The sequence below is a fragment of the Arthrobacter jiangjiafuii genome, assembly GCF_018622995.1.
GTDB classification, from domain to species: domain Bacteria; phylum Actinomycetota; class Actinomycetes; order Actinomycetales; family Micrococcaceae; genus Arthrobacter_B; species Arthrobacter_B jiangjiafuii.
Map to the genome: position 1 here is coordinate 1,452,610 of NZ_CP076022.1, position 24,079 is coordinate 1,476,688.

The window sequence follows — 24,079 nt, forward strand, 5'->3', positions numbered from 1 at the left end:
GCCCGGGTGTTCCGGTCACACCGCCAGTGTTGCGTCCCTAGTCTGCGGGGACCGGAACGGCCTTTACCGTCAGCCTGGAGGTTTCATCCTGCCATTCCGAGGTAAGGGGACGGAGGTTGGCCTCCACGGCCCGTGCATGGTGGCCGCAGAAGAGCAGCTCACCGCCCGAGGATTCAAGTACCGCACGTACGTACGCCTGCGCGCCGCAGCGGTCACAGCGGTCCAGCGTATTCAGTTCACGAGTAGCTACTGCTGCCGTCATGAAAGCCTCCTCAAGGGTGTTGATACTTCATATAACCATCTTTACGCCGCGCTCCTTGGCGCATGGGCCCGCCTTTCGCTCTACGCGTACCAATCCGGCGCGCTTTCGTGAGGTAATTCACGGCGCTGAGTCGCTGCGGGCCAGTGTCGGTGCAGGGCCTTAACCTTGGAAGTGGCCCGGTTTTTGTCCGGGTCCACAGCTTGCTCGGCGATCCGCCGACTAACGGTCCCCAAGGCCTGAGGAGTTTTGAACACGTGGCGCCCCCGAACACTGAGTACAACGCCCGCCACCTTTCCGTCCTGGAAGGGCTAGAAGCCGTCCGGAAGCGTCCGGGTATGTACATCGGCTCCACCGACTCCCGCGGGCTGATGCACTGTCTCTGGGAGATCATCGACAACTCCGTCGATGAGGCCCTGGCCGGCTACGGGCAGAGCATCAAGGTGATCCTGCATCCGGACGGCTCGGTGGAAATCCACGACGACGGCCGCGGCATCCCGGTGGACATTGAACCCAAGACCGGACTCACCGGCGTCGAGGTGGTCTTCACGAAACTGCACGCCGGCGGCAAATTCGGCGGCGGCTCCTACGCCGCATCAGGCGGACTGCACGGCGTGGGCGCTTCCGTGGTCAACGCGCTCTCCTCCCGCCTGGACGTCCAGGTGGACCGCGCCGGGAAGACCTACCAGATGAACTTCCGCCGCGGCGAGCCCGGGCATTTCGCCGACACCGGCAAGTCTCCGAGCCCCGACGCGAAGTTCTCACCGTTCCTCGAAAGCTCCAGCCTTGAGGTGGTCGGCAAGGCCAAGCGCGGCGTCACCGGAACCCGGATCCGCTACTGGGCTGACCGGCAGATCTTCACCCCCGATGCCAAGTTCTCCTATACCGAACTGCAGGACCGCGCCCGGCAGACCTCGTTCCTGATTCCGGGACTGCGGATCACCCTCCGCGACGAACGCCGCCTTCCCGGCACACCGGGAGAAGCCGGCCCGGTGGAGGAAGTGTTCCAGCACGACGGCGGGATCGCCGAGTTTGTCGAGTTCCTGGCCGCAGACGCAGCTGTCACGGACATCTGGCGCCTTCAGGGCAGCGGCAAGTTCAAGGAATCCGTTCCTGTGCTGGATGCCTCCGGGCACAGCAAGATCACCGAAGTGGAGCGGGAATGTGAAGTCGACATCGCGCTGCGCTGGGGGATCGGCTACGAAACGAACATCCGCAGCTTCGTCAACATCATCTCCACCCCCAAGGGAGGAACCCACCAGGCCGGCTTCGAGCAGGCGCTGCTCAAGACGTTCCGCAAGGTTATTGAAGCCAATGCACGCAAGCTCAAGGCCGGCAACGACAAAATCGAGAAGGACGATGTCTTCGCCGGCCTGACCGCAGTGCTGACCGTCCGGCTGGCCGAGCCACAGTTCGAAGGCCAGACCAAGGAGATCCTGGGCACCTCGGCCGTGCGGGCCATCGTGGCCAAGGTTGTGGACAAGGAAATCTCCGCCCGCCTGAACTCCACCGCCCGCAACGACAAGTCCCAGTCGGCGCTGCTGCTGGAAAAGGTCGTTTCGGAGATGAAATCCCGGATCTCCGCGCGCGTCCACAAGGAGACCCAGCGGCGCAAGAACGCCCTGGAAACCTCCTCCATGCCCGTGAAGCTGGCCGATTGCCGGATTGACGACAACGAGCGCTCCGAACTGTTCATCGTCGAAGGTGACAGCGCGCTCGGCACCGCCAAGCTGGCGCGGTCCTCCGACTACCAGGCGCTGCTGCCGATCCGCGGCAAGATCCTGAACGTGCAGAAGGCCTCGGTGGCGGACATGCTCTCCAACGCCGAGTGCGCAGCCCTGATCCAGGTGGTCGGGGCCGGGTCCGGGCGCAGCTTCCAGCTTGACGCCGCCCGGTACGGCAAGGTCATCTTCATGACCGACGCCGACGTCGACGGCGCGCACATCCGCACGCTGCTGCTGACGCTGTTCTTCCGCTACATGCGCCCGCTGGTCGAGGCCGGCCGCGTCTACGCCGCCGTTCCGCCGCTGCACCGGGTGGAGGTCATCAACCACGGCGCCAAAGCCAACGAGATGATCTACACCTACAGCGAGAAGGAGCTGCACCAGCTGCTCGCGAAGCTGCAGAAGGACGGCAAGAACTACAAGGAGCCGATCCAGCGGTACAAGGGTTTGGGTGAAATGGATGCAGACCAGCTGGCCGAAACCACCATGGATCCGCGGCACCGGACCCTGCGCAGGGTCCGGATCGACCAGGCGGCCGACGCCGAACGCGCCTTTGAACTGCTGATGGGCAGCGACGTCGCTCCGCGCAAGGACTTCATCGTGGCCGGGGCGGCGATGCTGGACCGCGACCGGATCGACGCCTAACCTCTCAGGTCAGTACGCCTGGCCGGATCGAGCCGGGGGGCTGGACCGGATCGAGCCGGAGAAACCTGGACCGGATCGAGCGATACCGGGCTCAGCGGCTTCCCCGGCGACCCGGGCTCATACGATGCCCGGGGCCACCAGGAGCGTTGTGGGCACGGCCAGGAGCAGTCCGGAGAGTATCAGGACCGCGGTGCGCTGCCAGGCCGGCAGGGGAGGCTGGGGCGTGAGGAGGCGGCTCAGGCGGTGGACCGTGCCCAGCTGTTCCAGTTCGTCGGGGCTGCCCAGCAGCGGGGTGCTCACGGCGGGAGCCGGAATACCGCGGTCAGTGGGGGCTGCACCCGTTCCGACGATCGCCACCGCCCGCACCAGGGTCTCGGATGGCACCTGCGCCAGGGCGTCGTCGTCGGCCAGCATTTCAATCAGTTCGTTCACGGACTGCTGGGCCAGCTGGGACGTGGGCAGCCAGGGCAAGGCGGCGCGCCAGGCGGCGAAAGCCCACAGGAGCAGATGGTGATGCTGGGCGAGGTGGGCCTTTTCGTGGGTCAGCACGGCCGAGAGTTCGTCGTCGGAGAGCATGTCCAGCAGGCCGTCGGAGAGCACCGTGACGGATCGGGCTCCACCGGGCAGGCAGTAGGCCACCGGGGTGGGGTGGTTGATGACCACCGTGGCCGGGCGGGTGGCAGACGGTGAGCTCAGCAGCGTCAGCATGTCGCGGTGCCGGTTGCGGCTGCGGCGGATCCGGTAGTACGTGAGCAGCAGGGTGAAGAGCAGGTGTGCGGTCAGCAGCACGGCGGCGCTGAGGGCAAACACGTGCACGAGGCCCAGCGTGGTGGCGGGGGCGCCGTTGAGCAGGATATTCCCCAGCCCGCGCAGGGCATCGATCAGGTTCGGGCCCAGGGGCTCCAGGCCCCACGTGAGCATGGCCCCGATCATGGACAGCCCACCGGCCAGTGCTATGGCCTGCCACAGCACCAGGGCGGTGAATGGGGACCGTGCCGGCCACTTCGCCCGGGACAGGGCAATCGGAACCGGCCACGCCAGCACGAGGGCCAGCGCAGCAAGGCAATATGAGGCCCAGAACACCGCGGCGGAGGGGAGTTGCGGCCGGGGTCAGGCGCCGCCGAGCAGCCGGCGCAGGGTTTCCGCTTCCTTGACTGACACCGAGCCGACGAACCGGGCCAGTACCGCCTCGCGGTCCGTTACGGAGCCGAGGACCTCATGCATGAGCTCAGCCGTGTGTTCAGCCTTGGACGTGATGGCACGGTACCGGTGCGGGCGGATGTTCCGCTCCCGCTGTACCAGACCCTTTTTCTCCAGCCGTGAAAGCACGGTCAGGATGGTGGTGACCGCCAGGCCCTTGCCCAGGCCGGTGCCGGCGGACGGGTTGGCCTCGGCCAGTTTCTCACGCAGTTCGTTGGCCGTTGCGGCCTCGGACGACTCCCACAGGAGGTCCATTGTTGCCCGCTCCAGCTCGCCGAGGGTAGCCATCTGATGTTCCCGTCTTTCCACTAAATCCGCCGGCCCTGGCCGCTCCGTGATTATCGCGGAGGTGCCGGGACCGGAGGAGGGTCAATATCCCTCTAATGTACAGGGTTTCCGGGGCTGGTTCTACATCACGTAGAAAAGTCTTGGGAAGTGTTCTAGGATCGTCAGCAGAATGAACTTCTACCGTCTGTAGAACTTCTGGTCCGAGTAAAGGAAACATCCCTTGGAAGCACTCGATATTGCCCGCTGGCAGTTTGGCATCACCACGGTTTACCACTTCCTCATGGTGCCCCTGACCATCGGCCTGGGGCTGGTGGTGGCTACTCTGCAGACCATGTGGGTCCGCACCGGAAAAGAGCAGTACCTGCGGATGACCAAGTTCTGGGGCAAGCTGTTCCTGATCAACTTCATCATGGGTGTGGCCACCGGCCTGGTGCAGGAATTCCAATTCGGCATGGCCTGGAGCGAATACAGCCGCTTCGTTGGTGACGTCTTCGGCGCACCGCTGGCCTTGGAATCCCTCCTGGCCTTCTTCACCGAGTCGGTCTTCCTGGGCCTGTGGATCTTCGGCTGGAATCGGCTGCCCAAGAAACTGCACCTGGCAACCATCTGGATCGCCACCCTTGCATCTGTGCTCTCGGCCTACTTCATCCTCGCTGCCAACTCCTGGATGCAGCACCCCGTGGGTGTTGAAATGGTGGACGGCCGCCCGGTCCTGAACGATATCTGGGCCGTGCTGACCAACAACACCCTGCTCGTTGCTTTTCCGCACCAGATCACCGCTGCCCTTTCGGTGGCCGGCGGCTTCCTGCTGGGTATCGCCTGGTTCCACCTCTGGAAGCGGCGCAGGGACGGCATCGACACCGTCAATGCCGACGGTACGGTGACCGTCGGTTCGCGCCCGGAAACCGGCCGCGACACGACCGACCACAGTGTCTGGATCAAATCCCTGCGTATCGGTGCTGTCGTCGCGATGATCTCCTTTGCCGGAACGGCCATCACCGGTGACCTGCAGGGCAAGCTCATGTTTGATCAGCAGCCCATGAAGATGGCCGCAGCCGAAGCCGCCTGCCACGACGGCACCTCCTTCTCGATCCTCTCCGTCGGCGATGTCGGCGCCAAGAACTGCGACGACGTCACGGCGGTCATCGAGGTCCCCGGTCTGTTGTCCTTCCTGGCCAACAACGACTTCGATACCGAGGTCAAGGGTGTCAACACCCTGATTCCGGAATACCAGGAGGCCTACGGCACGCACATTCCCGACGATCCCAAGTACGGGGAGCAGGCCGGCACCGAGATTGACTACCTGCCGGTGATGTCGGTGACCTACTGGGGCTTCCGCATCATGATCGGCTTCGGCGGTGTTGCCGCAGTTGCCGCAGCCGCTGCCCTGTGGGTGACCCGCAAGGGCACCGTGCCGGCGTCCAAGTGGCTGATGCGGCTGGCCGTGTTTGGCATCCTTGCCCCGTTCGGCGCCAACAGCGCCGGCTGGATCTTCACCGAGATGGGCCGCCAGCCCTTTGTCGTGGCGCCCAACCCGAGCTTCACCGGCATCGACCAGGTGTTCATGTTCACCGCCTCCGCGGTGTCGCCGGGGGTCTCGCGGGCCGAGCTGCTGTTCTCGCTCGCCGCCTTCGTCCTGGTCTATCTGGCCCTGCTGATCGTGGAAGTGAGGCTGCTGTTCAAGTTCACCCGCGGCGGTGTTCCCTCCGCAATGCCCGAACTGCTGCACGGTGACGGGCACGACGGCGGCTCCTCCGGCGGCATGGATTCCGCCGGCGGCGACGACGGCTCCGGCAGCGACGGATCCGGCGGCACCACCAAGACCAAGCAGCCCGACGATGTCCTCGGCTTTGCCTACTAGACGCTCTGGAGACCAGTTGTGATTTCGCTACCTACCCTGTGGTTCATCGTCCTGGCCTTTCTCTGGACCGGCTACCTCTTCCTCGAAGGATTCGACCTCGGTGTCGGCATGCTCATGAAGCTCATGGGCCGCACCGAGAAGGACCGCCGGGTCATGCTCAACACCATCGGCCCGGTCTGGGACGGCAACGAGGTGTGGCTGATCACCGCCGGGGCCATGACCTTTGCAACTTTCCCGCTCTGGTACGCCGCCCTGTTCTCGGCCCTCTACATCCCGCTGGTGTTCGTGCTGCTCGGCCTGATCTTCCGGGCCGTGTCAATTGAGTACCGCGGCAAGCACAACGATGACCGGTGGCGCAGCCGCTGGGACTGGGCCATGGCGCTGGGCTCCTTCGTGTCCGCGTTCGGCGTCGGCGCCGCGCTGGCCCTGACCACCACCGGGCTGCCGCTGAACGAGAACGGCGACCGGGTGGGTGGGGCCTTCGCCTGGTTCAACGGCTACGCCGTGCTGGGCGGCTTCGCCGTCGTCGCCTTCTGCCTGGTCCACGCCTGCGCCTTCCTGGCGCTGAAGACCCGTGGCGACATCGAGGTGCGCGCCCGCCGCGCCGTCGTCCGCTGGCTGCCGCTGGGCGTGCTCCCGATGGCCGCCTGGGCCATTGTGGTGCAGCTGCAGAACGGCAAGGCGCTGACCCTGATTCCGCTGGTGATCGCCGTAGCGGCCGTGGTGCTGGCCTGGATCACGGCACGCCGCGGCCGCGAAGGCTGGAGCTTCACGTGGATGGGTTTGTTCCTGGTGGCCGGAGTAGTCACCATCTTCGCCTCGCTGTACCCGAATGTGCTGCCCTCCACTTTGGATCCGGCCTGGAGCCTGACCGTGGACAACGCCTCCTCCTCCGATTACACCCTGACCGTGATCTCCTGGGTTTCACTGTTCGGCCTGCCCCTGGTGGTGCTCTACCAGGGCTGGACCTATTGGGTCTTCCGTAAGCGCATCACGGCTGCGTCGATTCCGGCTGCCCACACGGTGAACGCGCAGTGAAACCGGTCCTTCCGGTCAGTGCTGCCAGCCGGCGGGCGCTGTACCTCCTGGGACTCCTGGCTGCCGTCAAGGCCGCCGGCCTGGTGCTGCTGGCCACCGGCATAGCCGCCGGCGTGGCCGGGCTGGCCGCCGGCGGCCCCGATTGGCGCTGGGTGCTGGCCAACGGCGTCGCCGGCGCGGCGCTGCGGTCACTGGCGGTCTGGGGCACTGAGACGGTGTCCCAGCGGGCAGCGGCCGGGGTCAAGGAGGAACTGCGTGCCTCCCTCACCAAACGCGTGCTCGACGACGGCGGCAGCGTTCCGGGAATGGGCAGCGGCGCGCTGAGCGTCCTGATCACCCGCGGCCTGGACGGCCTGGATAACTACTACGCCAAGTACCTGCCCGCCCTGGTGACCTGCGCCGTCGTGCCCCTGCTGGTGGGACTGCGGATCCTCTCCGCGGACTGGCTCAGCGCGCTCGTGGTGGTGCTGACCGTGCCGCTGATTCCGGTGTTCATGATCCTGATCGGCCTGCACACCGGCGACAAGACGGCGGCAGCCGTGGATGCCCTGAACCGGCTTTCGGACAACATGCTTGAACTGGCCAAGGGGCTGCCGGTCCTGGTGGGCCTGGGCCGGGCGCGTGCGCAGACCCGCGCACTGCGCGACGTCGCCGACCGTTACCGGCTCCGCACCCTGGAAACCCTGCGGGTGGCGTTCCTGTCCTCCATGGCGCTGGAACTGATCGCCACTATCTCAGTGGCCCTGGTGGCCGTTGTGATCGGCGTGCGCCTGGTCAACGGAGACATGTCGCTGGAACTGGGCCTGCTGGCCCTGATCCTGGCCCCCGAGTGCTACCAGCCGCTGCGTGATCTGGGCACCGCCCACCACGCCAGCGAGGACGGACTGGAAGCCCTCAAACGCACCAACGCCGTGCTGGATGCCCCCGCGGCTGTGTCGCTGGTGCCGGAAAAGGCAGGCTCGGCCGGGCGTCCGGCTGGAGCGGGCCTGGCGGTGTCCGGGCTGAGCATCCGGTACGCCGGTCGGCCGCAGCCGGCGGTTTCAAACCTGAGCTTCACCGTGCCCAGCGGCAGCATCGCTGCCCTGACCGGACCCAGCGGCACCGGCAAGACCTCGGTGCTGGAGGCACTCGCCGGGCTGCGCCGCAGCGGCGGTGACACCACGATCGAAGGCACCGTAGCCGGTGTGGACCGGGCAGCGGTTGCCTGGATTCCGCAGCACCCGGTGCTGGTGGAGGATACTGCCGCCGCCGAGATCGCCCTCTATTCCGGACTGGACGCGCAGGAGGGACGGCAGGCTGCCATCGAGGCCTTGACCGCCATCGATTCCCTGCACCTGCTGGACGCATGCACCGCCGACCTGAGCCCGGGGGAGCAGCGGCGGGTCGCCGTCGCCCGTGCCCTGGCCCGGGTCGCCTGTCAGCCGCAGGTGCGCATCCTCCTCGCCGACGAGCCGACCGCACACCTGGATGCCCGTAGCGCTGCCGCCGTTATCGAGGCGCTCGAACGCCTGCGCGGAAGCGTGACCGTGCTGCTGGTGGCCCATGACCAGGACGCCGCAGCGATTGCCGGGCAGCTGATTCCGGTGACGAATCATCAGGGGGACGCCGCGCAGGAGACAGCCGCTGCCGGCGCCGTCCGCGACGCCGGGGCTGCATCGTTGGCCGGTTCCGCCGCTTTGGCCGGTTCCGACGCCGACAGTCTTTCCGGCAACGAACCGGACGGCCGCCGCGACACCGGTCCCGCCGCCGCTCCTGCACCAACCGCTTCTTCCGCCCGCTGGCAGGAGGAGCTCGCCGATACCGGCACCCACCCGGTGCACCAGCCGCTGTGGAAAAACCTCATGGTCCTGCGCCCCTGGAGCCGGCAGTTCCTGCTGGCACTGTTCCTGGGCACCGGCGCCACGCTCTTTGCCGTTGCCCTGACCTCGCTGTCCGGCTGGCTGATTGTCCGTGCGTACGAACAGCCTCCGATCCTGTTGCTGCTCATGGCGATCGTGGGCGTGCGGTTCTTCGGCATCGGCCGGTCGATCCTGCGGTACATGGAACGGCTGCGCCTGCACGACGCCGTCTTCCGGGGCACCAACTCGATCCGGATCCGGCTCTGGAACGGGCTGCTGCAGCGCCCCGAGGGGTGGCGCCGGCTTGCCCGCGGCGGCGGTGCCCTGGAACGCCTGGTCGGTGATGTGGACGAGCTGCGCGATATCGCGCCCCGTGTCGTCTTCGCACCGCTGACCGGATTCTTCACCGCGGTGGCCGCCTGCATCGCCACCGGCCTGCTGCTGCCCGAGGCGCTGCCCGCCCAAATCGGAGTCTGCGTGGCCGGACTCCTCCTCGCTCCGCTGCTGGCCCACGCCGCCGACTCCGCTGCCCGCGCCGCAACCGTGCGCCTGCAGTCCCGGTCCATGTCCGCCATGGCCCGACTGCTCTCTGCGGCACCGGACCTGGAAGCCAACGCCAGTGCCACCGCCGTCTTTGCCCGGCAGCAGGAACTCGACGCCCGTGCCGGCGCAGCGGTCCGCCGCAGCGCCTGGGCACAAGGTCTGGCCAACGCCCTCACGGCCTTGGTCTGCTCCCTCGGCGCGCTGTACATGCTCACGCTGGCTGGCTCGGTGCCCGCTACGGTGGCCGCCGTCGTCGTACTTATGCAGCTGGCCCTGATCGAAGCGTTCGTTGCGGTCAACGGGTCCATCCAGCAGTTCACTGCCTGGCGGACGCTCGGCGACAAGGTCCTGCCGGATCTGGGGACCGACGACGTCGAGCCCCGGGAAGCGTCCGGGGATGAGCTGGACGATGAGTTGGGCGAGCGGCACGACGGTCCGGAGCCGGAAATCCCCGCCGTGGAAACCGTGCAGCTGCGCGGCATCAGCTACAGCTATCCGGGCCAAACCCGGCCGGTCTTCGAAAACCTGGACCTGGACCTGGAGCGCGGCTCCTGGCTGGCGGTCACCGGAGAATCCGGCAGCGGAAAATCCACGCTGCTGGGCGTCCTGCTCGGATTCCTGACCCCGCAGGAAGGATCCTTCCGGATCAACGGCGTCGAGGCCGCGGCGCTGCCCGCCGCTGCCCGGCGGATGGCCTGGTGCCCGCAGGAGGCCCACCTGTTTGACTCCACCCTGCGCGGGAACCTGCTGCTGGCCCGCGACCGCCGCCATGCTCCAAGCGAAGCGGAAATGGCTGACGCACTGCACGCCGTCGGCCTGGGCCCGTTCCTGGCCGGACTGCCCGACGGCCTCGATACCCGGGTCGGCGCCGGCGGACACTTCCTGTCCGGCGGACAGCGCCAGCGCCTGGCGGTGGCGCGCGCCCTCCTGACCGAGGCCGACGTCGTTCTGCTGGACGAGCCCACGGCGCACCTGGATGCCGAGGCAGGCGAGCAGCTGATGGCGGACCTGGCCGGCGGGCTGCGCGGCAAATCCGTGGTGGTGGTGACACACAATCCGGCCGATGCCGCATGGTGCAGCAGCAGCATCACCCTGGGCGAGCCGGTGTGTGCGGCACCACAGGCGTAAGAGTGCCCAAGGGTCCCTGTCATAGGCTGGAAACATGACGATCTCCATGCCTCCGGAAATTCCTGGACCCGCGACGGGCCTGCGCTGGCGGGCCATCTCGGCCGAAGACGTTGACGCCTGGCTGGAACTGGTCCGGCGCATCGCCGCAGTGGACAAGCCGGGATATGTCCAGCAGCGTGCGGATTTGGAGCATGTCCTGGCCGCCAGCTCGGACAACCCGGCCAGGGACACCCTGTTGGGACTGGACCGCAACGGCGTGCCGCGCGCCTACGGCTACCTGGTCCGGACCGAAGGTTCAGACAAAATCCACGGTGCCGGGGGAGTGGACCCGCAGTGGCGCCGTCGCGGTATCGGGACCGCCATGCTGCGTTGGCAGCAGCAGCGCGCCCGCGAACGCCTGCTGGAAACCGGCCACGAGAAGGGCCTGCTGCGGTTCATGGCCGAGGAGGACAACGCCTCGCACGTGGCACTGTTCCACGCGGCCGGTGGGAAGGTGGTGCGCTACTTTACGGAGATGAGCCGGCCGCTGGATGCCGGCATTGCGGACGTGCCGCTGCCGGAGGGTTTGGAATACGTCACCTTCCACGAGGACATTTCCGAGGCACTGCGCGTAGCGCACAACGAAGTCTTCCGGGACCACTGGGGCAGCGAGGAACGGGATTCCGAGCGCTGGCAGCACAACGTGGAACACCCGCACTTCCGCGCGGACTGGACCTTCGTGGTGATGGACACCGCCGCCGGGGAAATTGCCGGCTACAACATCGCCTCCTTTGATCCGGAGGCCAAAAACCTCACCGGCTACACCGAGGGCTACACCGAGCTGCTCGGTGTGCGCCGGAATTGGCGGGGCCTGGGCCTGGCACCGGCCATGCTGGGAGAAGCGATGCGCCGGTACAAGGCGTCGGGCATGGAGCGTGCCGGTCTGGGCGTGGACACCGAAAACCCCTCCGGCGCGCTGGGGCTCTATGAGCGGCTCGGGTACGAGCCGACCTTCCGCGAGGTCTTTTTCGACTTCCACGTGCTGCCGTAAGGCGCAAGTCGAAGATCGCCCGGCCGGTACTCCCACTGTGGAGTTGATGCCCTAACGGCCGTCCGGCAGGGGCGTGAGCCCGACACTCGATGCCGGCCGCACAGAGGTCCGAGCTGAGCGATGGGCAGCTGAGCGATGGGCCGGAGTGACGGCCGGTCGGCATTCAAGAGGTTAGGGACGCTGGACGAGGGCGGCCGCTAAACCCGCGGCCCAGCCCGGCGCACTGCCGCCGTGCGGCGGGCGGATGGTTCCGGCGTCGATCCCCGCGCCGTGAAGCAGCCAGGACACGAGCGAATTCGAGTTCCACATGTCGGCCGAGCCGGGCACCTTGCGTCCCCAGATATGGCGCGGCACCTGGGCTGTGCGTTGCAGCATCGCGGCGCCGGCTGAGGGGGAGAGCCGGAATTCGACAGGTGCCGCGGCCGCATACGGGCGGTCCGGCAGGACGCCGTCGCGCCAGCAGCGGACCTCGTAGCGGAACAGTCGTGAGCGGCCCAGCCAGCCCAGCCCCACCGGTCCCGTGGCTACGACCCCGCGGGCTGGATCCTGCCGGACCCAGGCCGGGGACATTTCAATGACGTACTCCGCCCCGCCCAGAAGCACGATGAGGGCACTGTGGAACAGCGGCTGCGGTACACGGTGCTCCAGCCGGGCGTGGACGGATTCCCACCATCGGCTGGTGTGGACCACCACGTGTCCGCCCGCTCCGACCGGCAGCCACCACAGCTGTACCCGGGCCGTATCCATGGCGCTAGGGGTGCGCGGCTGTGGGTTGGGCGGCAGCCGGGTCAAGGGCGGCGGGCAGGACCCAGATCGACTGGGCCGCGGGAAGCCCCAGCTCCAGCCTCTTCCCGCCGGTAGCCAGAGTCAGCGTGCCGGCGTAGGCCTGGCGCGCCAGCACCTGCACCTGCACATCCAGATGCAGGCCCAGGGTCGCCAGATACCGCAGCAGTTCCGGGTCGGTGTCCGAGACGCGGGCAATTGTGGCGCTGGTGCCGTCCTCGCAGGCACTGAGCCGGACCGCGGCCAGCGGGGGGAAGCTGCCGTCTTTGGACGGAATGGGATCGCCGTGCGGATCGCGGACGGGATACCCCAGCCGCCGGTCCAAGGCATCCACCATCTTGTCCGACACCGCGTGCTCCAGGTGTTCGGCCTCGTCGTGGACCTCGTCCCAGCCATAGTCCAGGTACTCCACGAGGAAGGTCTCGATCAGCCGGTGCCGGCGCACCATGGCCACGGCCTCGCGGGTTCCGGCCTCGGTCAGGGTGATTGATCCGTACCGTGCGTGGGTCAGCAGCCCCTGGGTCGTCAGTTTTTTCACCGCTTCGGAGACCGACGAGGGCGAGTTTCCCACATGGGCCGACAGTGCCGATACGGTCACGGGTGCGTCGGTCCACTCCTGGGCGGTCCAGATGACCTTGAGATAGTCCTCGGACGCGGTTGAAAGCTGTTTGGTACCCACCCCTTTACCTTACGTGTTGCGGTCCGGATCGGCGGGCGGCACCTGCCGCGGGTCAGTCGTCACGCGTGCCCGGTGCACCGTTCACTCCGCGCCGGGGTTCCCGGCTCAGAATTCCTTCATATCCAAGGCGAAGCGGAACCGGACGTCATTGCGTTCGAGTCTGGCGAGGGCAGTGTTGATGTCCCGTGCCGGCAGTACTTCCACATCTGCGGTGATTCCATGGCGGCTGCAGAAATCGAGCATGGCCTGTGTCCCGGCGATCCCGCCGCTGCCGGCAGAGGCAATACTCTTTCTGCCGATGAGCAACGCCAATGGATCGAACTCCATGGATCCGAGTGCGCCGAGTGCGCAGAGTGTTCCGTCAAGTCCGAGGGCGCGGAGGTAAGGGGTGAGGTCGTGAGGAGCGGAGGCCGTGTCAAGAATGAGGTCAAAGCGGTTTGACTGGGCCTGCATAGCGGCTGAATCTTTCGATACGACAACCTCGTCGGCCCCCAGTTGTTTGGCGCCGGAGGCTTTTTCCCGGGATGTGGTGAACAGGACGACGTGCGCGCCGAGTGCGTGGGCGAACTTCACGGCGAGGTGCCCCAGGCCTCCGAGGCCGACGATTCCTACAGTCATGCCTGGTCCTGCGTTCCAGCGGACAAGGGGTTCCCATACCGTGACCCCGGCGCACATGAGCGGGGCGACTCCGGCGGGGTCGAGGTTTTCGGGGAGCGGATAGACGAACTTTTCAGTGGCAATGTATTCGCGGGCGAATCCGCCCTGGGTTGTGGACCCGTCAATCCGATCGGTGCCGCCGTACGTCAGAGTGGGGAATTGCTCGCAGTAGTTCTCCTGGCCGGCGGTGCACATGGTGCAACTGCCGCAGGAATCCACGATATTGCCGACTGCAACTGAATCCCCAAGACGGAACCTGGTGACGTCCCGTCCTGTTTCCGTGACAGTGCCGACGAATTCGTGGCCTGCCACCAGTGGCTTGTTTCCGGGGCGGTGTATCTCGTTGAGGTCGGAGTGGCAGACCCCGCAGAAGGTCACATCGATGGCGACGTCGTTGCTGCGGAGGTCCCGCCGTTCAATGGTCTCAACCGTCAGGGGCTGGTTGGCTGCGGTAGCGGTGAGTGCCGTGGTTTTCCGCATGGGAATCTTCTTTCCGGTGGGAACTGCTGCTGGCGGGCGTGGGAGCGGGTACTTCAAGAGCCTCAAAAACAAACTAGTTAGTTACTTGATTCGGCGACACTACGCCGTGTGCGTAAAAAAGACAAACCAACTAGTTTGTTAGGGTGGAAGGATGAAGCCAGGAGACGCTACCCGCGAACGCCTACTCGCTGCCGCAAGCGAGGAGTTCGCGGCATACGGGATTGCCGGCGCCCGGGTGGACAGGATCGCGGCCAACGCCCAGGCAAACAAGGCCCAGCTCTACGCGTTCTACGGCAGCAAGGAGGCCTTGTTTGAAAGAGTCTTCAGTGCAGCCCTTGACGGCATCGTCAACGCCGTTCCGATAGACGGAAAAGATCTTCCGGGATATGCGGTGCGGCTTTACAACGAATATCTCGAGCACCCCGAACTGGTCCGCCTGGCGACCTGGGCCCGCCTGGAGCGGCGTCCGGCCGGGCACCTGACCGCCGACGCTGACCGGCTCGATTCGGACAAGCTCGCCAATATCGCAGACGCCCAGAACGCCGGCTATATCGACAAGTACTTCACCCCGTTCGAGGTGCTGACTACGGTTATCGCAATCTCAATGACCTGGTCTCCGGCCAGCACAACGTTCACTGCGACGTCGGCCGACGCACCCGCCGAACATCAACGCCGACGCGAGGTATTAACCAGAATCGTCCACAGAACCTTCGCGCCGGCAACGTAGCTGGAGCCGGCCGGGGCAGATCAGCGGTGCACTGGAGCGCTACAACCGTTTCGATCTCTGCTAATACCCCCTGGGGGTACTTGACGGATACCCTAGGGGGGTATAAGTTGAGAACCGGATTCCATACCTAAGGGGAGAAACATTGAGCCAGTCACCGGAACTTGAGCGGGAACTTGACCTGGATCCTGCACCCGCCGAACACGGCTACACCACTGACAAAGAGGCCTACCTGAAGCGGCTTCGCCGCATCGAGGGCCAGGTCCGCGGGATCGCCCGCATGGTTGAAGAAGACAAATACTGCATCGACATCTTGACCCAGGTCGCAGCCATCAATAAGGCGCTGCATGCCGTGAGCCTGGGCCTGGTGCAGGACCACATGTCCCATTGCGTGGTCGGAGCCGCCCGGGAGGCAGACGCCACCGGCAATCCCGCCCTGGTCCAGGCCAAGGTCCAGGAGGCCACCGACGCCATCGGACGCCTGCTGCGCTAATCCCGCACCGAGGCCCAGCGCTCGTCGCACCCCACTACGCTGCGCACCGGGTTCCGGTGTGCGGCACGCGCATTCGAAAGAGGAACACCCATGGAAACCACACTGAACATATCCGGCATGACCTGCGGACACTGCGTCTCGTCGGTGACCGAGGAACTTGAGGCCCTCGATGGCGTCGAGCGGGTCAGCGTCGAGCTCAACACAGGCGGTATCTCAACCGCCGTGGTGACCTCCAGCCGCAGCCTTTCCCCCGCCGAGCTCGGCGAAGCGGTGGCCGAGGCCGGCTACCTCGTGGTGGAACTCTCCGCCTAGCCGCGGGCCTACCGCCGCCGCACAGGCGCACGGCGCGCAGGCCGATTCCTGCGCGCAGCCATTGGTATTGGAAGGACAGCATCATGACCAGCAACGACAAACTGCTGCAACAACCGCAGGTGCGGGTAGTTGACCTCAAGATCGAGGGCATGACGTGCGCTTCCTGCGTCAACCGGGTGGAGCGCAAACTCGGAAAGATCGACGGCGTCGAAGCCACGGTGAACCTTCCGCTGGAATCCGCGCGGGTTCACGTGCCCGAGGGCGTGAGCGACGAGCAGATCCTGCAGACCGTTGACTCCGCCGGTTACAAGGCACGGCTGGTGCACCCGCACGGTTCACGGGCCACGCATACGGCGGCCCGGGCTGGAACCGGGAATGACGACGGCGGCCGCCACAGCGTCGAAGGCACCGGACCCACCGGCACGGACCACACCGGCATGGGCCCCGAGGACACGGACCACGACGGCATGGACCACATGGCCCACGGCGGCACCGCCGCAACACTCCGCCCGCGCCTGATCCTGGCCGGCGTGCTGACCGTGCCCGTCCTGCTGATTTCGATGCTTCCGGCCCTGCAGTTCAGCAACTGGGGCTGGGTCGCCGCGCTCCTGGCGCTGCCGGTGGTGACCTGGTCAGCATGGCCTTTCCACCGGGCGGCAGCCATCAATGCCCGGCACCTTGCCTCCACCATGGACACGCTGGTCTCCATCGGCGTCGCGGCCTCCTATCTGTTCTCCCTGGCCACCCTCGCCGCCGACCCGGGCCTGACCGCAGCCCCGGAAATGGCCGGCATGGGGGGAGCGGGGGAGGTCCACCTCTACTTCGAGGTGGCATCAGTGGTGACCACTTTCCTGCTGCTGGGCAGGTACCTCGAAGCCAATGCCAAAACACGCGCCGGAGATGCCCTCAAGGCCCTGCTGACCCTGGGGGCGAAGGACGCAGTGGTGCTGCGCAACGGCACCGAGGTCCGGATCCCGGCCGACACCCTCAGCGTCGGAGACCTGATTGTGGTCCGCCCCGGCGAGAAGATCGCCGCCGACGGCATCGTCACGCAGGGCCAGTCCGCTGTAGACACGTCCCTGATCACCGGCGAATCGGTTCCCGTGGAGGTGGGCCCGGGCGACGCTGTCACCGGCGCCACCGTGAACACCTCGGGCCGGCTGCTGGTCACCGCGACCCGGGTGGGCAGCGAAACCACCCTGGCCCAGATGGGCCGGCTGGTCAGCGAGGCACAGTCGGGCAAGGCGCCAATCGCCCGGCTGGCGGATCGGATCAGCGCCGTGTTTGTGCCGATCGTGCTGGGTATTGCGGTGCTGACCTTTGTGCTGTGGCTGCTCCTGGGCGGCGACCTGCAGGCAGCGTTCACTGCCGCCGTCGCCGTGCTGGTGATCGCCTGCCCGTGTGCGCTGGGCCTGGCCACCCCGGTGGGCCTGCTCACCGGCACCGGGCGCGGCGCCCAGCTGGGCATCCTGATCCGGGGCCCGCAGGTGCTCGAGGACACCCGGACCGTGGACACCATCGTGCTGGACAAGACCGGCACTGTGACGGACGGCCGGCTCTCCGTGGTGCGGACCCTGGCCTTCGCGACGGCCGCCTCCGGCGCGCCTGCCGAAGCCGGCGCCGCCTCGCCTGCGAGCCGGGCGGCCGAGGCCGAACTGCTCCGGCTGGCCGGAGCCGTGGAGGCGGCGGGGGAGCATCCCATCGCCGTCGCCATCGCTGCCGCGGCGCAGAACGCAGCCGACGACGGCGCCCTGCCGGGCCACGGTTTGTCCCCGCTGCCGGCGGTTACAGGGTTTGATTCGGCCCCCGGCGGCGGCGTCCGCGGAACCGTGGAAGGCCACGCCGTCGTCGCCGGCCGTCCCGGCTGGCTCCAGGAGAACGGCATCACCCTGACCGGGGAAACCCGGACCGCCCTCCGCACGGAACAGGAGGCCGGATCCACGGCCATTCTGGTGGCGGTGGACGGGCGGACTGCCGGCATCATCAGCCTGCAGGACAACCTCAAGCCGGGCTCGGTGGCCGCCATCGCCCGGCTGCGGGCCCTGGGCCTGCGCCCGGTGCTACTGACCGGTGACAACGCGGTGGTGGCCGCCCGGGTGGCCGACGCCGTCGGCATCGCTCCGGCCGATGTGCTGGCCGACGTGCGCCCTGAAGGCAAGGTCGAGGCGATCAAGCGGTTCCAGGCCGAAGGTGCCACGGTAGCCATGGCCGGGGACGGCGTGAACGACGCCCCGGCACTGGCGCAGGCGGATCTGGGCATCGCCATGGGCTCCGGCACCGACGTCGCCATCGAAGCGGCAGACCTGACCGTGATGGGCAACGACCTGGGACAGGTGGCCACCGCAATCGAGCTCTCCCGGCGCACCCTGGCCACCATCAAGACCAACCTGTTCTGGGCCTTCTTCTACAACGCGGTCGGCATTCCGGTGGCGGCCCTGGGGCTGCTGAACCCGATGATCGCCGGTGCCGCGATGGCCGCCAGCTCCGTGCTGGTGGTGGGGAACTCGCTGCGGCTGCGCCGCTTCGGTAAGACGGGGCAACGCCTTCCTGCGAACTAAGGGTGCCGGGGTGCGGGGGCGGCACCGGCTGGGCAATCCATGGCGGCCATCAGGCTTATCCGGTTCGGTGGATTTGCCCGGACCGGCGTGCTGATGTCGCCATAGCTGCGCCTTCGGCGGGCCGGGCTCTGTCCAAACCCGCCATAGCTGCGCTTTCGGCGCCGTGGTTGCACCGAACGTACACGTCCGGTGGGATAAGGGCAGCCCGGGCCGTCGAGAGTACACATCTGGTGATTTTCCCGGCGGCGAAGTCGCCATAGCTGCGCTCCCGGCGCCCCGGGCTGTGGTCAAACCCGCCATAGCTGCGCTCTCGGCGCCGCGGGCCGTGTTCAACCCGCCATAGCTGCACACTCGGCGGCCCGGTTGCACCGAACGTACACGTCCGGTGGGATACGGGCAGCCCGGGCCGCCGAGAGTGCTGGCCCCAGGGGACGCCGGAGCGTTGGCCCGGAAGCCGGGGCCCGGGTCAGCCGGCCGCGGGGTCCTCGCCCGGCTCCACGGGCGTGCAGCTCGGGCCCACGAGGTCCACCGGATTGGTCAGCGGAATACCGGAGCCGTCCCGCCGCCCGTGCTCGGTGGGCAGCGCCCGCGCCACGCCGTTGGCTGCCGCGGCCTTGGCCGGACCGTGCCCGGCCCACGCCACGGAGAGGGCGTCCTCGCCCTTGAGGAAACGGTGCGCCCGGACGCCGCCGGTGGCACGGCCCTTGACCGGATACTCGGCGAATTGGGTCACCTTCACCGACCCGCCCGGAGTGCCCGGCAGGGTCTCACTGCCGGTGGAGACGGTGACAACGACGGCGGCCGGATCGTTTTGCGCCACCACGCCGAAGAACACCACCTTGTCATCGGCGCCAAGCTTGATCCCGGCAACACCGCCGGCGGTGCGGCCCTGCGGCCGGACCAGACCTGCACTGAAGCGCAGCAGCTGCGCCTGTTCGGTGATGAACACCAGCTCGTCGGTGTCGTTCTGTGCCACGCCTGCGCCCACCACTTCATCCTTGGGCTTGAGCGTGATCGCTTCCCAGTCGTCGCGGTTCAACGGATAGTCGGGGTTGACCCGCTTCACCGTGCCGTTGCGGGTACCCAGCGCCACGACCTCGTTCAGCGGCACCATTGCAATCAGCTTTTCGCCCTTGCCCAGGGTGATGAAATCCTTCACGGGCACCCCGCCGGCCAGGTTCGGCAGTCCGGAGGTGGGCGGCAGTGCCGGCATGTCCAGCACCTGGATACGCACCATCCGGCCCGAGGACGTCACCGCCCCGATCTCGCCGCGCGCCGTCGTCTTCACCACCGAACGGAAGACGTCGTGCCGCACCCGCTGCCCCGCTTCGGTCAACGGCTCCTGGTTCGAGGTCCGGGCCAGCTGGCCCGAGGCAGTGAGGATGACCCAGCAGGGATCGTCGGCGATTTCCAGCGGCAGGGCAGCCTTGGCGCCCTTGCCGGTGGCGGCGGGAGCAGCGGCAACACCCTTGAGCGGTGAGGCGGCCTCGGATTCGAGCAGCACCGTGCGCCGCGGCGTGGCGTACTTGGCAGCCACTTCACCGAGCTCGTCGGAGACCAGGGCGCGCAGCCGCGGCTCGGAATCGAGGATGTCCTGCAGCTCCTTGATGGCCAGCAGCAGTTCCTCCTGCTCCTTCTCCAGCTCAATCCGGGAGTACTTGGTCAGCTGGCGCAGCCGCAGTTCCAGGATGTGGTTGGCCTGGATCTCGGTGAGGTCGTAGATGGCCATCAGGCGTTCGCGGGCCTGGGCGGTCTCATCCGAGGAACGGATGATCTGGATGACCTCGTCAATGTCCACGATCGCAATGAGCAGGCCCTGCACCAGGTGCAGCCGGTCCTGCTTCTTGCGCAGCCGGAAGGCGGTGCGCCGCCGGACCACGCCCAGGCGGTGCGCCACGTACACCTGCAGCAGTTCCACCAGGCCCAGGGTGCGCGGCTGGCCGTCCACCAGGGTCACGTTGTTGATGCCGAAGGAATCCTCCATGGGCGTGTACCGGTAGAGCTGGGCCAGCACGGCGTTGGGATTGAAGCCGTTCTTCAGCTCGATCACCAGGCGCAGCCCGTGGCTGCGGTCGGTCAGGTCCACCACGTCGGAGATGCCCTGGAGCTTCTTGGAAGTGACGGCGTCCTTGATCTTCTCAATGACCTTTTCCGGGCCCACCATGTACGGCAGTTCGGAGACCACCAGCCCGGTGCGGCGGGCGCTGAGCTGTTCCACCTCCACCTTGGCGCGGGTCTTGAAGGAGCCGCGGCCGGTGGCGTAGGCGTCGCGGATGCCGTCCAGGCCCACGATCCGGCCGCCGCTGGGCAGGTCGGGGCCGGGAACGAAGCGCATGAGCTCTTCCAGCGTGGCGTCCGGGTTGGCGATCAGGTGCTGGGTGGCGGCAATGACCTCGCCGAGGTTGTGCGGGGCCATGTTGGTGGCCATACCCACGGCGATGCCGGTGGCTCCGTTGACCAGAAGGTTCGGGAACGCCGCCGGGAGCACCTCGGGCTGCAGCAGCTGGTTGTCGTAGTTGGGGACAAAGTCCACCACGTCTTCGTCCAGGTGGTCCGTCAGCGTCAGGGCCGGTGCGGCCAGCCGCGCCTCCGTGTACCGGGAGGCGGCGGGGCCGTCGTCGAGCGAACCGAAGTTTCCATGCCCGTCGATCAGCGGCAGGCGCAGGGCCCAACTCTGGGCCATCCGCACCATCGCGTCATAGATGGCCGAGTCGCCGTGCGGGTGCAGCTTGCCCATCACCTCGCCCACCACGCGGGCGGACTTCACATGGCCGCGGTCCGGCCGCAGGCCCATATCCGCCATCATGTACAGGATGCGCCGCTGGACGGGCTTGAGGCCGTCGCGGGCATCGGGGAGGGCGCGGGAATAGATCACCGAGTACGCGTACTCGAGGAAGGAACCTTCCATCTCGGTGGTGACATCAATGTCGATGATGTTCTCGGCGATCTGCTCGCCGGGTGAGGTCTTGGAGACGGGTTGGCGCCGGGCCATGCTGTTGTCGGGTCCTTGCATTGTCTAGGGGGCAAACGGGTGAGCGGGAGACCGCGGCGCTGCGGCCGGGGTGCCCTGCAGACAGTGGAGAAAAATTCCCACTACTCTGAGTCTATGGCTGAGCAGGGACATTACCCCGAATATTGGGAAGCTGACGTGGTGTTGCGTGACGGCGGCACCGGGCATCTGAGACCGGTGTCACCGGCGGATGCCCAAGCCCTGCAGGAATTCCACATGAAGCAGTCGCAAAGCTCCATCTACCTGCGCTTTTTCACCTACAAGGCCAAGCTCAGCAACAAGGAGCTGGAGCGGTTCACCAACGTGGACTACCGGGACCGGGTGGCGTTTGTCATCACCATCGGCTCGGAGATCATCGGCATTGGCCGGTATGACCGGCTGGATGACCCCACCGAAGCCGAAGTGGCGTTCAATATCGCCGACGGGCACCAGGGCCGCGGGCTGGGATCGATCCTGCTCGAACACCTGGCCGCCGCCGCCCGCGAAAACGGGATCCGCCGGTTCTCCGCCGAGGTGCTGCCCGAGAACCGCAAGATGATCGGCGTCTTCGCCGACGCCGGTTATGAGGTGCGCCGGCATTTCGACGACGGCGTCATCGCCCTGGACTTCAACATCGACCCGACGGACAAATCCCGGGCCGTGATGGAATCCCGTGAGCACCGCGCCGAGGCCCGCAGCGTCGCAGACCTGCTCTCGCCGTCGTCGGTGGCGGTCATCGGCGCCAGCCGCGAGTGGGGCACCGTTGGTTACCAGTTGCTCGAACACATTGTCGAGGGCGGCTTCACCGGCTCCGTGTATGCCGTGAATCCCGAGGCCTTCGAAGTGGCCGGCATGGTCTCGTACGCCAGGATCGGCGATATCCCCGAACCGGTGCAGCTGGCGATTATCGCCGTCCCCTACGACCAGGTCCTCGCCGTCGCCGAGGAGTGTGCCCGGGCCGGGGTGAAGGGGCTGCTCGTGGCCAGCGCCGGATTTGCCGACGACGGCGAACGCGGCCTGGCCCGGCAGCGTCGCCTGGTGCGCCACGCCCGCGCCAACGGCATGCGGGTGGTGGGGCCGGCCTCGCTGGGCCTGATCAACACCCGCCCCGGGGTATGCCTGAACGCGTCCATGGCGCCGGCGCTGCCGGTGCCCGGGGGACTGGGCCTGTTCAGCCAGTCGGCTGCCATCGGGGTCCTGCTCTACGCCGCAGCGCAGCGCCGCAACCTGGGGCTGTCCTCCACCATCTCCGCGGGGAACCGCGCCGATGTCTCAGGCAACGACGCCATGCAGTACTGGGAGGACGACACCGACACCAAGGTGGTGGGCCTGTACCTGGAATCCGTGGGCAACCCGCGTAAGTTCTCCCGGATCGCCCGCCGCCTGGCCACCTCCAAGCCGGTCATCGTCGCCAAGTCCGATGTCACCGGGCTGCAGCTGCCGCCCGGCCACGCCGTGCGCACCACCCAGGCACCCCCGGGCGCCCTGGACGCCATGCTGCGCCAGTCCGGAGTGATCCGGGTCAGCACCAACGAACAACTCATGGACGTGGCGCAGATTGCCGTCAGCCAGCCGCTGCCGACCGGTCCGTCACTGGCCGTCTTCAGCAACTCCACCGCACTCGGCCGTGTGGTGGCCGACGCCGCCGTCGGCCTGAGGCTGGAAGTGGGCAGCCTGCAGACGGACCTGGTACTGGACGCCGGACTCAGCGTGGCGCTGCCGCTGCTGCGCGCCGCCGTCACCAAGGCGCTCGCCGACGACGCCGTGCACGCCGGCGTCGTGACCCTGCTGCCCGCACCCGGGTTGACCGTGGAGCAGATCGCGGCTTGCCTGCAGGAATGCGTAGCCGAAACCGGCAAGCCGATCGTGGCCGCCTTTACCGGCATCATGGATCCCGGCGCGCACGTCGAGGGACTGCTCACCAGCGGTGGCCGGGAGGATGACGGCCGCCAGTCGGGCCTGCCCTGTTTTGCCAGCCCGGGAGCCGCCGTTACAGCGCTGGCCTCCGTGGTCCGGTACACCGAGTGGGCCGCCCGCGACCATGGGCACTTCACCGAACCGGCGGGGGCGGATCCCGACGGCGCCCGGAAGTTCCTGGAGGAACTGCACCCCCGGGTTCAAGGGGACAGCCTGCTGCGGCTGTCCCCGGCCGAAACCGAAAGGCTGCTGGGCTTCTACGGCGTGCCCCTGCTGCGCTCCATCGCCTTCGCCACCGCGGACGAGGCAGTGGCCGCTGCAGACGAACTTGGCTGGCCCGTGGTCATCAAAACCATGGACGAACACCTGCGGCACCGCCTGGACCTGGGCGGAGTGCGCCTGAACATCTCCACCCCGGAGGAGCTGCGGAGCAACATTGCCCAGATGAAGCAGGCACTGGAGCCCTACGGCAGCTTCGAAATGGAGGTCCAGTCCATGGCGCCGGCCGGCCAGGGCTGCACCGTGCGGGCCATCGAAGATCCGCTGCTGGGCCCGGTGCTCTCCTTCGGCCTCGCCGGTGACGCCGTGAACCTGCTGGATGACTGGGCGCACGGCATTCCGCCGCTGACCGACACCGACGTCGCCGAGCTGGTGCGCGCCCCGCGGGCGGCCGGCAAGCTCTTCGGCTACCAGGGCCTGCCGAAGGCCGACGTGCCGGCGCTGGAGGACCTGATCTCCCGGCTGGCGCTGCTCAAGGACGAGCATCCGGAGATTGCGCTGCTGGAAATCAACCCCGTGCTGGTGTCCACTGCCGGGGTGACGGTGCTCAGCGCCGACATCCGGATGGGCAACCCGCAGCGGCGGACCGACAGCGCCCGGCGGGCGATGCGGGACTAAGTCGGGCTCCACCCGCGCGCCATTTAGGTGCTGGGG

17 protein-coding genes are annotated in these 24,079 nt (G+C 67.3%); 10 read left to right on the top strand and 7 right to left on the bottom strand.

The features are described 5' to 3' along the window. Positions 1 to 37: 37 nt before the first annotated feature. A complete protein-coding gene (locus tag KKR91_RS06780) occupies positions 38 to 262 on the bottom strand; it encodes a DUF7455 domain-containing protein (protein ID WP_210230939.1) in 225 nt (74 codons plus the stop codon). A gap of 254 nt (positions 263 to 516) precedes the next feature. On the opposite strand from KKR91_RS06780, the gene KKR91_RS06785 reads away from it, so the two are divergent. After that, positions 517 to 2,628, top strand: a complete 2,112-nt coding sequence (locus KKR91_RS06785; RefSeq protein WP_210230940.1) for a DNA gyrase/topoisomerase IV subunit B — start codon at positions 517 to 519, stop codon at positions 2,626 to 2,628. Positions 2,629 to 2,745: 117 nt separating this feature from the next. Here the strand turns inward: KKR91_RS06785 and KKR91_RS06790 are convergent, their stop codons facing one another. Both KKR91_RS06790 and KKR91_RS06795 read right to left on the bottom strand, forming a co-directional pair. Then, complete coding sequence (locus tag KKR91_RS06790) at positions 2,746 to 3,711, bottom strand: M56 family metallopeptidase (RefSeq protein WP_210230941.1); 966 nt, start codon at positions 3,709 to 3,711, stop codon at positions 2,746 to 2,748. Positions 3,712 to 3,738: 27 nt separating this feature from the next. Further along, complete coding sequence (locus tag KKR91_RS06795; RefSeq protein ID WP_210230942.1) at positions 3,739 to 4,116, bottom strand: BlaI/MecI/CopY family transcriptional regulator; 378 nt, start codon at positions 4,114 to 4,116, stop codon at positions 3,739 to 3,741. Between the two features lie 220 nt (positions 4,117 to 4,336). Between KKR91_RS06795 and KKR91_RS06800 the strand changes: the two genes are divergently transcribed. Genes KKR91_RS06800 through KKR91_RS06815 form a run of 4 tightly spaced genes read left to right on the top strand, consistent with a single transcriptional unit; the run spans position 4,337 to position 11,554 of the window. Further along, positions 4,337 to 5,977: a cytochrome ubiquinol oxidase subunit I gene (locus tag KKR91_RS06800; protein WP_210230943.1), complete on the top strand. Its 1,641-nt coding sequence runs from the start codon at positions 4,337 to 4,339 to the stop codon at positions 5,975 to 5,977. A gap of 18 nt (positions 5,978 to 5,995) precedes the next feature. After that, positions 5,996 to 7,015: a cytochrome d ubiquinol oxidase subunit II gene (cydB, locus tag KKR91_RS06805; RefSeq protein ID WP_210230944.1), complete on the top strand. Its 1,020-nt coding sequence runs from the start codon at positions 5,996 to 5,998 to the stop codon at positions 7,013 to 7,015. Then, positions 7,012 to 10,524, top strand: a complete 3,513-nt coding sequence (gene cydD / locus KKR91_RS06810; RefSeq protein ID WP_210230945.1) for a thiol reductant ABC exporter subunit CydD — start codon at positions 7,012 to 7,014, stop codon at positions 10,522 to 10,524. The genes cydB and cydD overlap by 4 nt, the downstream gene beginning before the upstream one ends. A gap of 34 nt (positions 10,525 to 10,558) precedes the next feature. Next, a complete protein-coding gene (locus tag KKR91_RS06815) occupies positions 10,559 to 11,554 on the top strand; it encodes a GNAT family N-acetyltransferase (protein ID WP_210230946.1) in 996 nt (331 codons plus the stop codon). 171 nt (positions 11,555 to 11,725) lie between these two features. Here KKR91_RS06815 and KKR91_RS06820 read toward each other — a convergent pair whose 3' ends face one another. From KKR91_RS06820 to KKR91_RS06830, 3 genes are all read right to left on the bottom strand, one after another. Then, positions 11,726 to 12,301 (bottom strand): hypothetical protein, encoded by a 576-nt coding sequence (locus KKR91_RS06820; protein WP_210230947.1) that lies wholly within the window; start codon positions 12,299 to 12,301, stop codon positions 11,726 to 11,728. A 4-nt stretch (positions 12,302 to 12,305) separates the two neighbouring features. Further along, entirely contained in the window at positions 12,306 to 13,016 is a 711-nt protein-coding gene (locus KKR91_RS06825; RefSeq protein ID WP_210230948.1) for a metal-dependent transcriptional regulator, read from the bottom strand. A 105-nt stretch (positions 13,017 to 13,121) separates the two neighbouring features. Next, positions 13,122 to 14,153 (bottom strand): NAD(P)-dependent alcohol dehydrogenase, encoded by a 1,032-nt coding sequence (locus tag KKR91_RS06830; RefSeq protein ID WP_210230949.1) that lies wholly within the window; start codon positions 14,151 to 14,153, stop codon positions 13,122 to 13,124. Positions 14,154 to 14,304: 151 nt separating this feature from the next. Here KKR91_RS06830 and KKR91_RS06835 point away from each other — a divergent pair, with 151 nt between their 5' ends. The 4 genes from KKR91_RS06835 (at position 14,305) to KKR91_RS06850 (ending at position 18,240) form a co-directional block, all read left to right on the top strand. After that, positions 14,305 to 14,880: a TetR/AcrR family transcriptional regulator gene (locus KKR91_RS06835; protein ID WP_210230950.1), complete on the top strand. Its 576-nt coding sequence runs from the start codon at positions 14,305 to 14,307 to the stop codon at positions 14,878 to 14,880. Positions 14,881 to 15,022: 142 nt separating this feature from the next. Next, entirely contained in the window at positions 15,023 to 15,370 is a 348-nt protein-coding gene (locus KKR91_RS06840; RefSeq protein WP_273544735.1) for a metal-sensitive transcriptional regulator, read from the top strand. A 90-nt stretch (positions 15,371 to 15,460) separates the two neighbouring features. Continuing rightward, on the top strand, positions 15,461 to 15,682 hold the full coding sequence (locus tag KKR91_RS06845) for a heavy-metal-associated domain-containing protein (RefSeq protein WP_210230951.1): 222 nt from the start codon (positions 15,461 to 15,463) through the stop codon (positions 15,680 to 15,682). Positions 15,683 to 15,765: 83 nt separating this feature from the next. Continuing rightward, entirely contained in the window at positions 15,766 to 18,240 is a 2,475-nt protein-coding gene (locus tag KKR91_RS06850; protein WP_210230952.1) for a heavy metal translocating P-type ATPase, read from the top strand. Between the two features lie 466 nt (positions 18,241 to 18,706). On the opposite strand, the gene KKR91_RS06855 is transcribed toward KKR91_RS06850, so the two are convergent. Continuing rightward, on the bottom strand, positions 18,707 to 21,232 hold the full coding sequence (locus KKR91_RS06855; protein WP_210230953.1) for a DNA gyrase/topoisomerase IV subunit A: 2,526 nt from the start codon (positions 21,230 to 21,232) through the stop codon (positions 18,707 to 18,709). Between the two features lie 114 nt (positions 21,233 to 21,346). Between KKR91_RS06855 and KKR91_RS06860 the strand changes: the two genes are divergently transcribed. Continuing rightward, positions 21,347 to 24,043, top strand: a complete 2,697-nt coding sequence (locus KKR91_RS06860) for a bifunctional acetate--CoA ligase family protein/GNAT family N-acetyltransferase (protein WP_210230954.1) — start codon at positions 21,347 to 21,349, stop codon at positions 24,041 to 24,043. Positions 24,044 to 24,079: the final 36 nt, after the last annotated feature.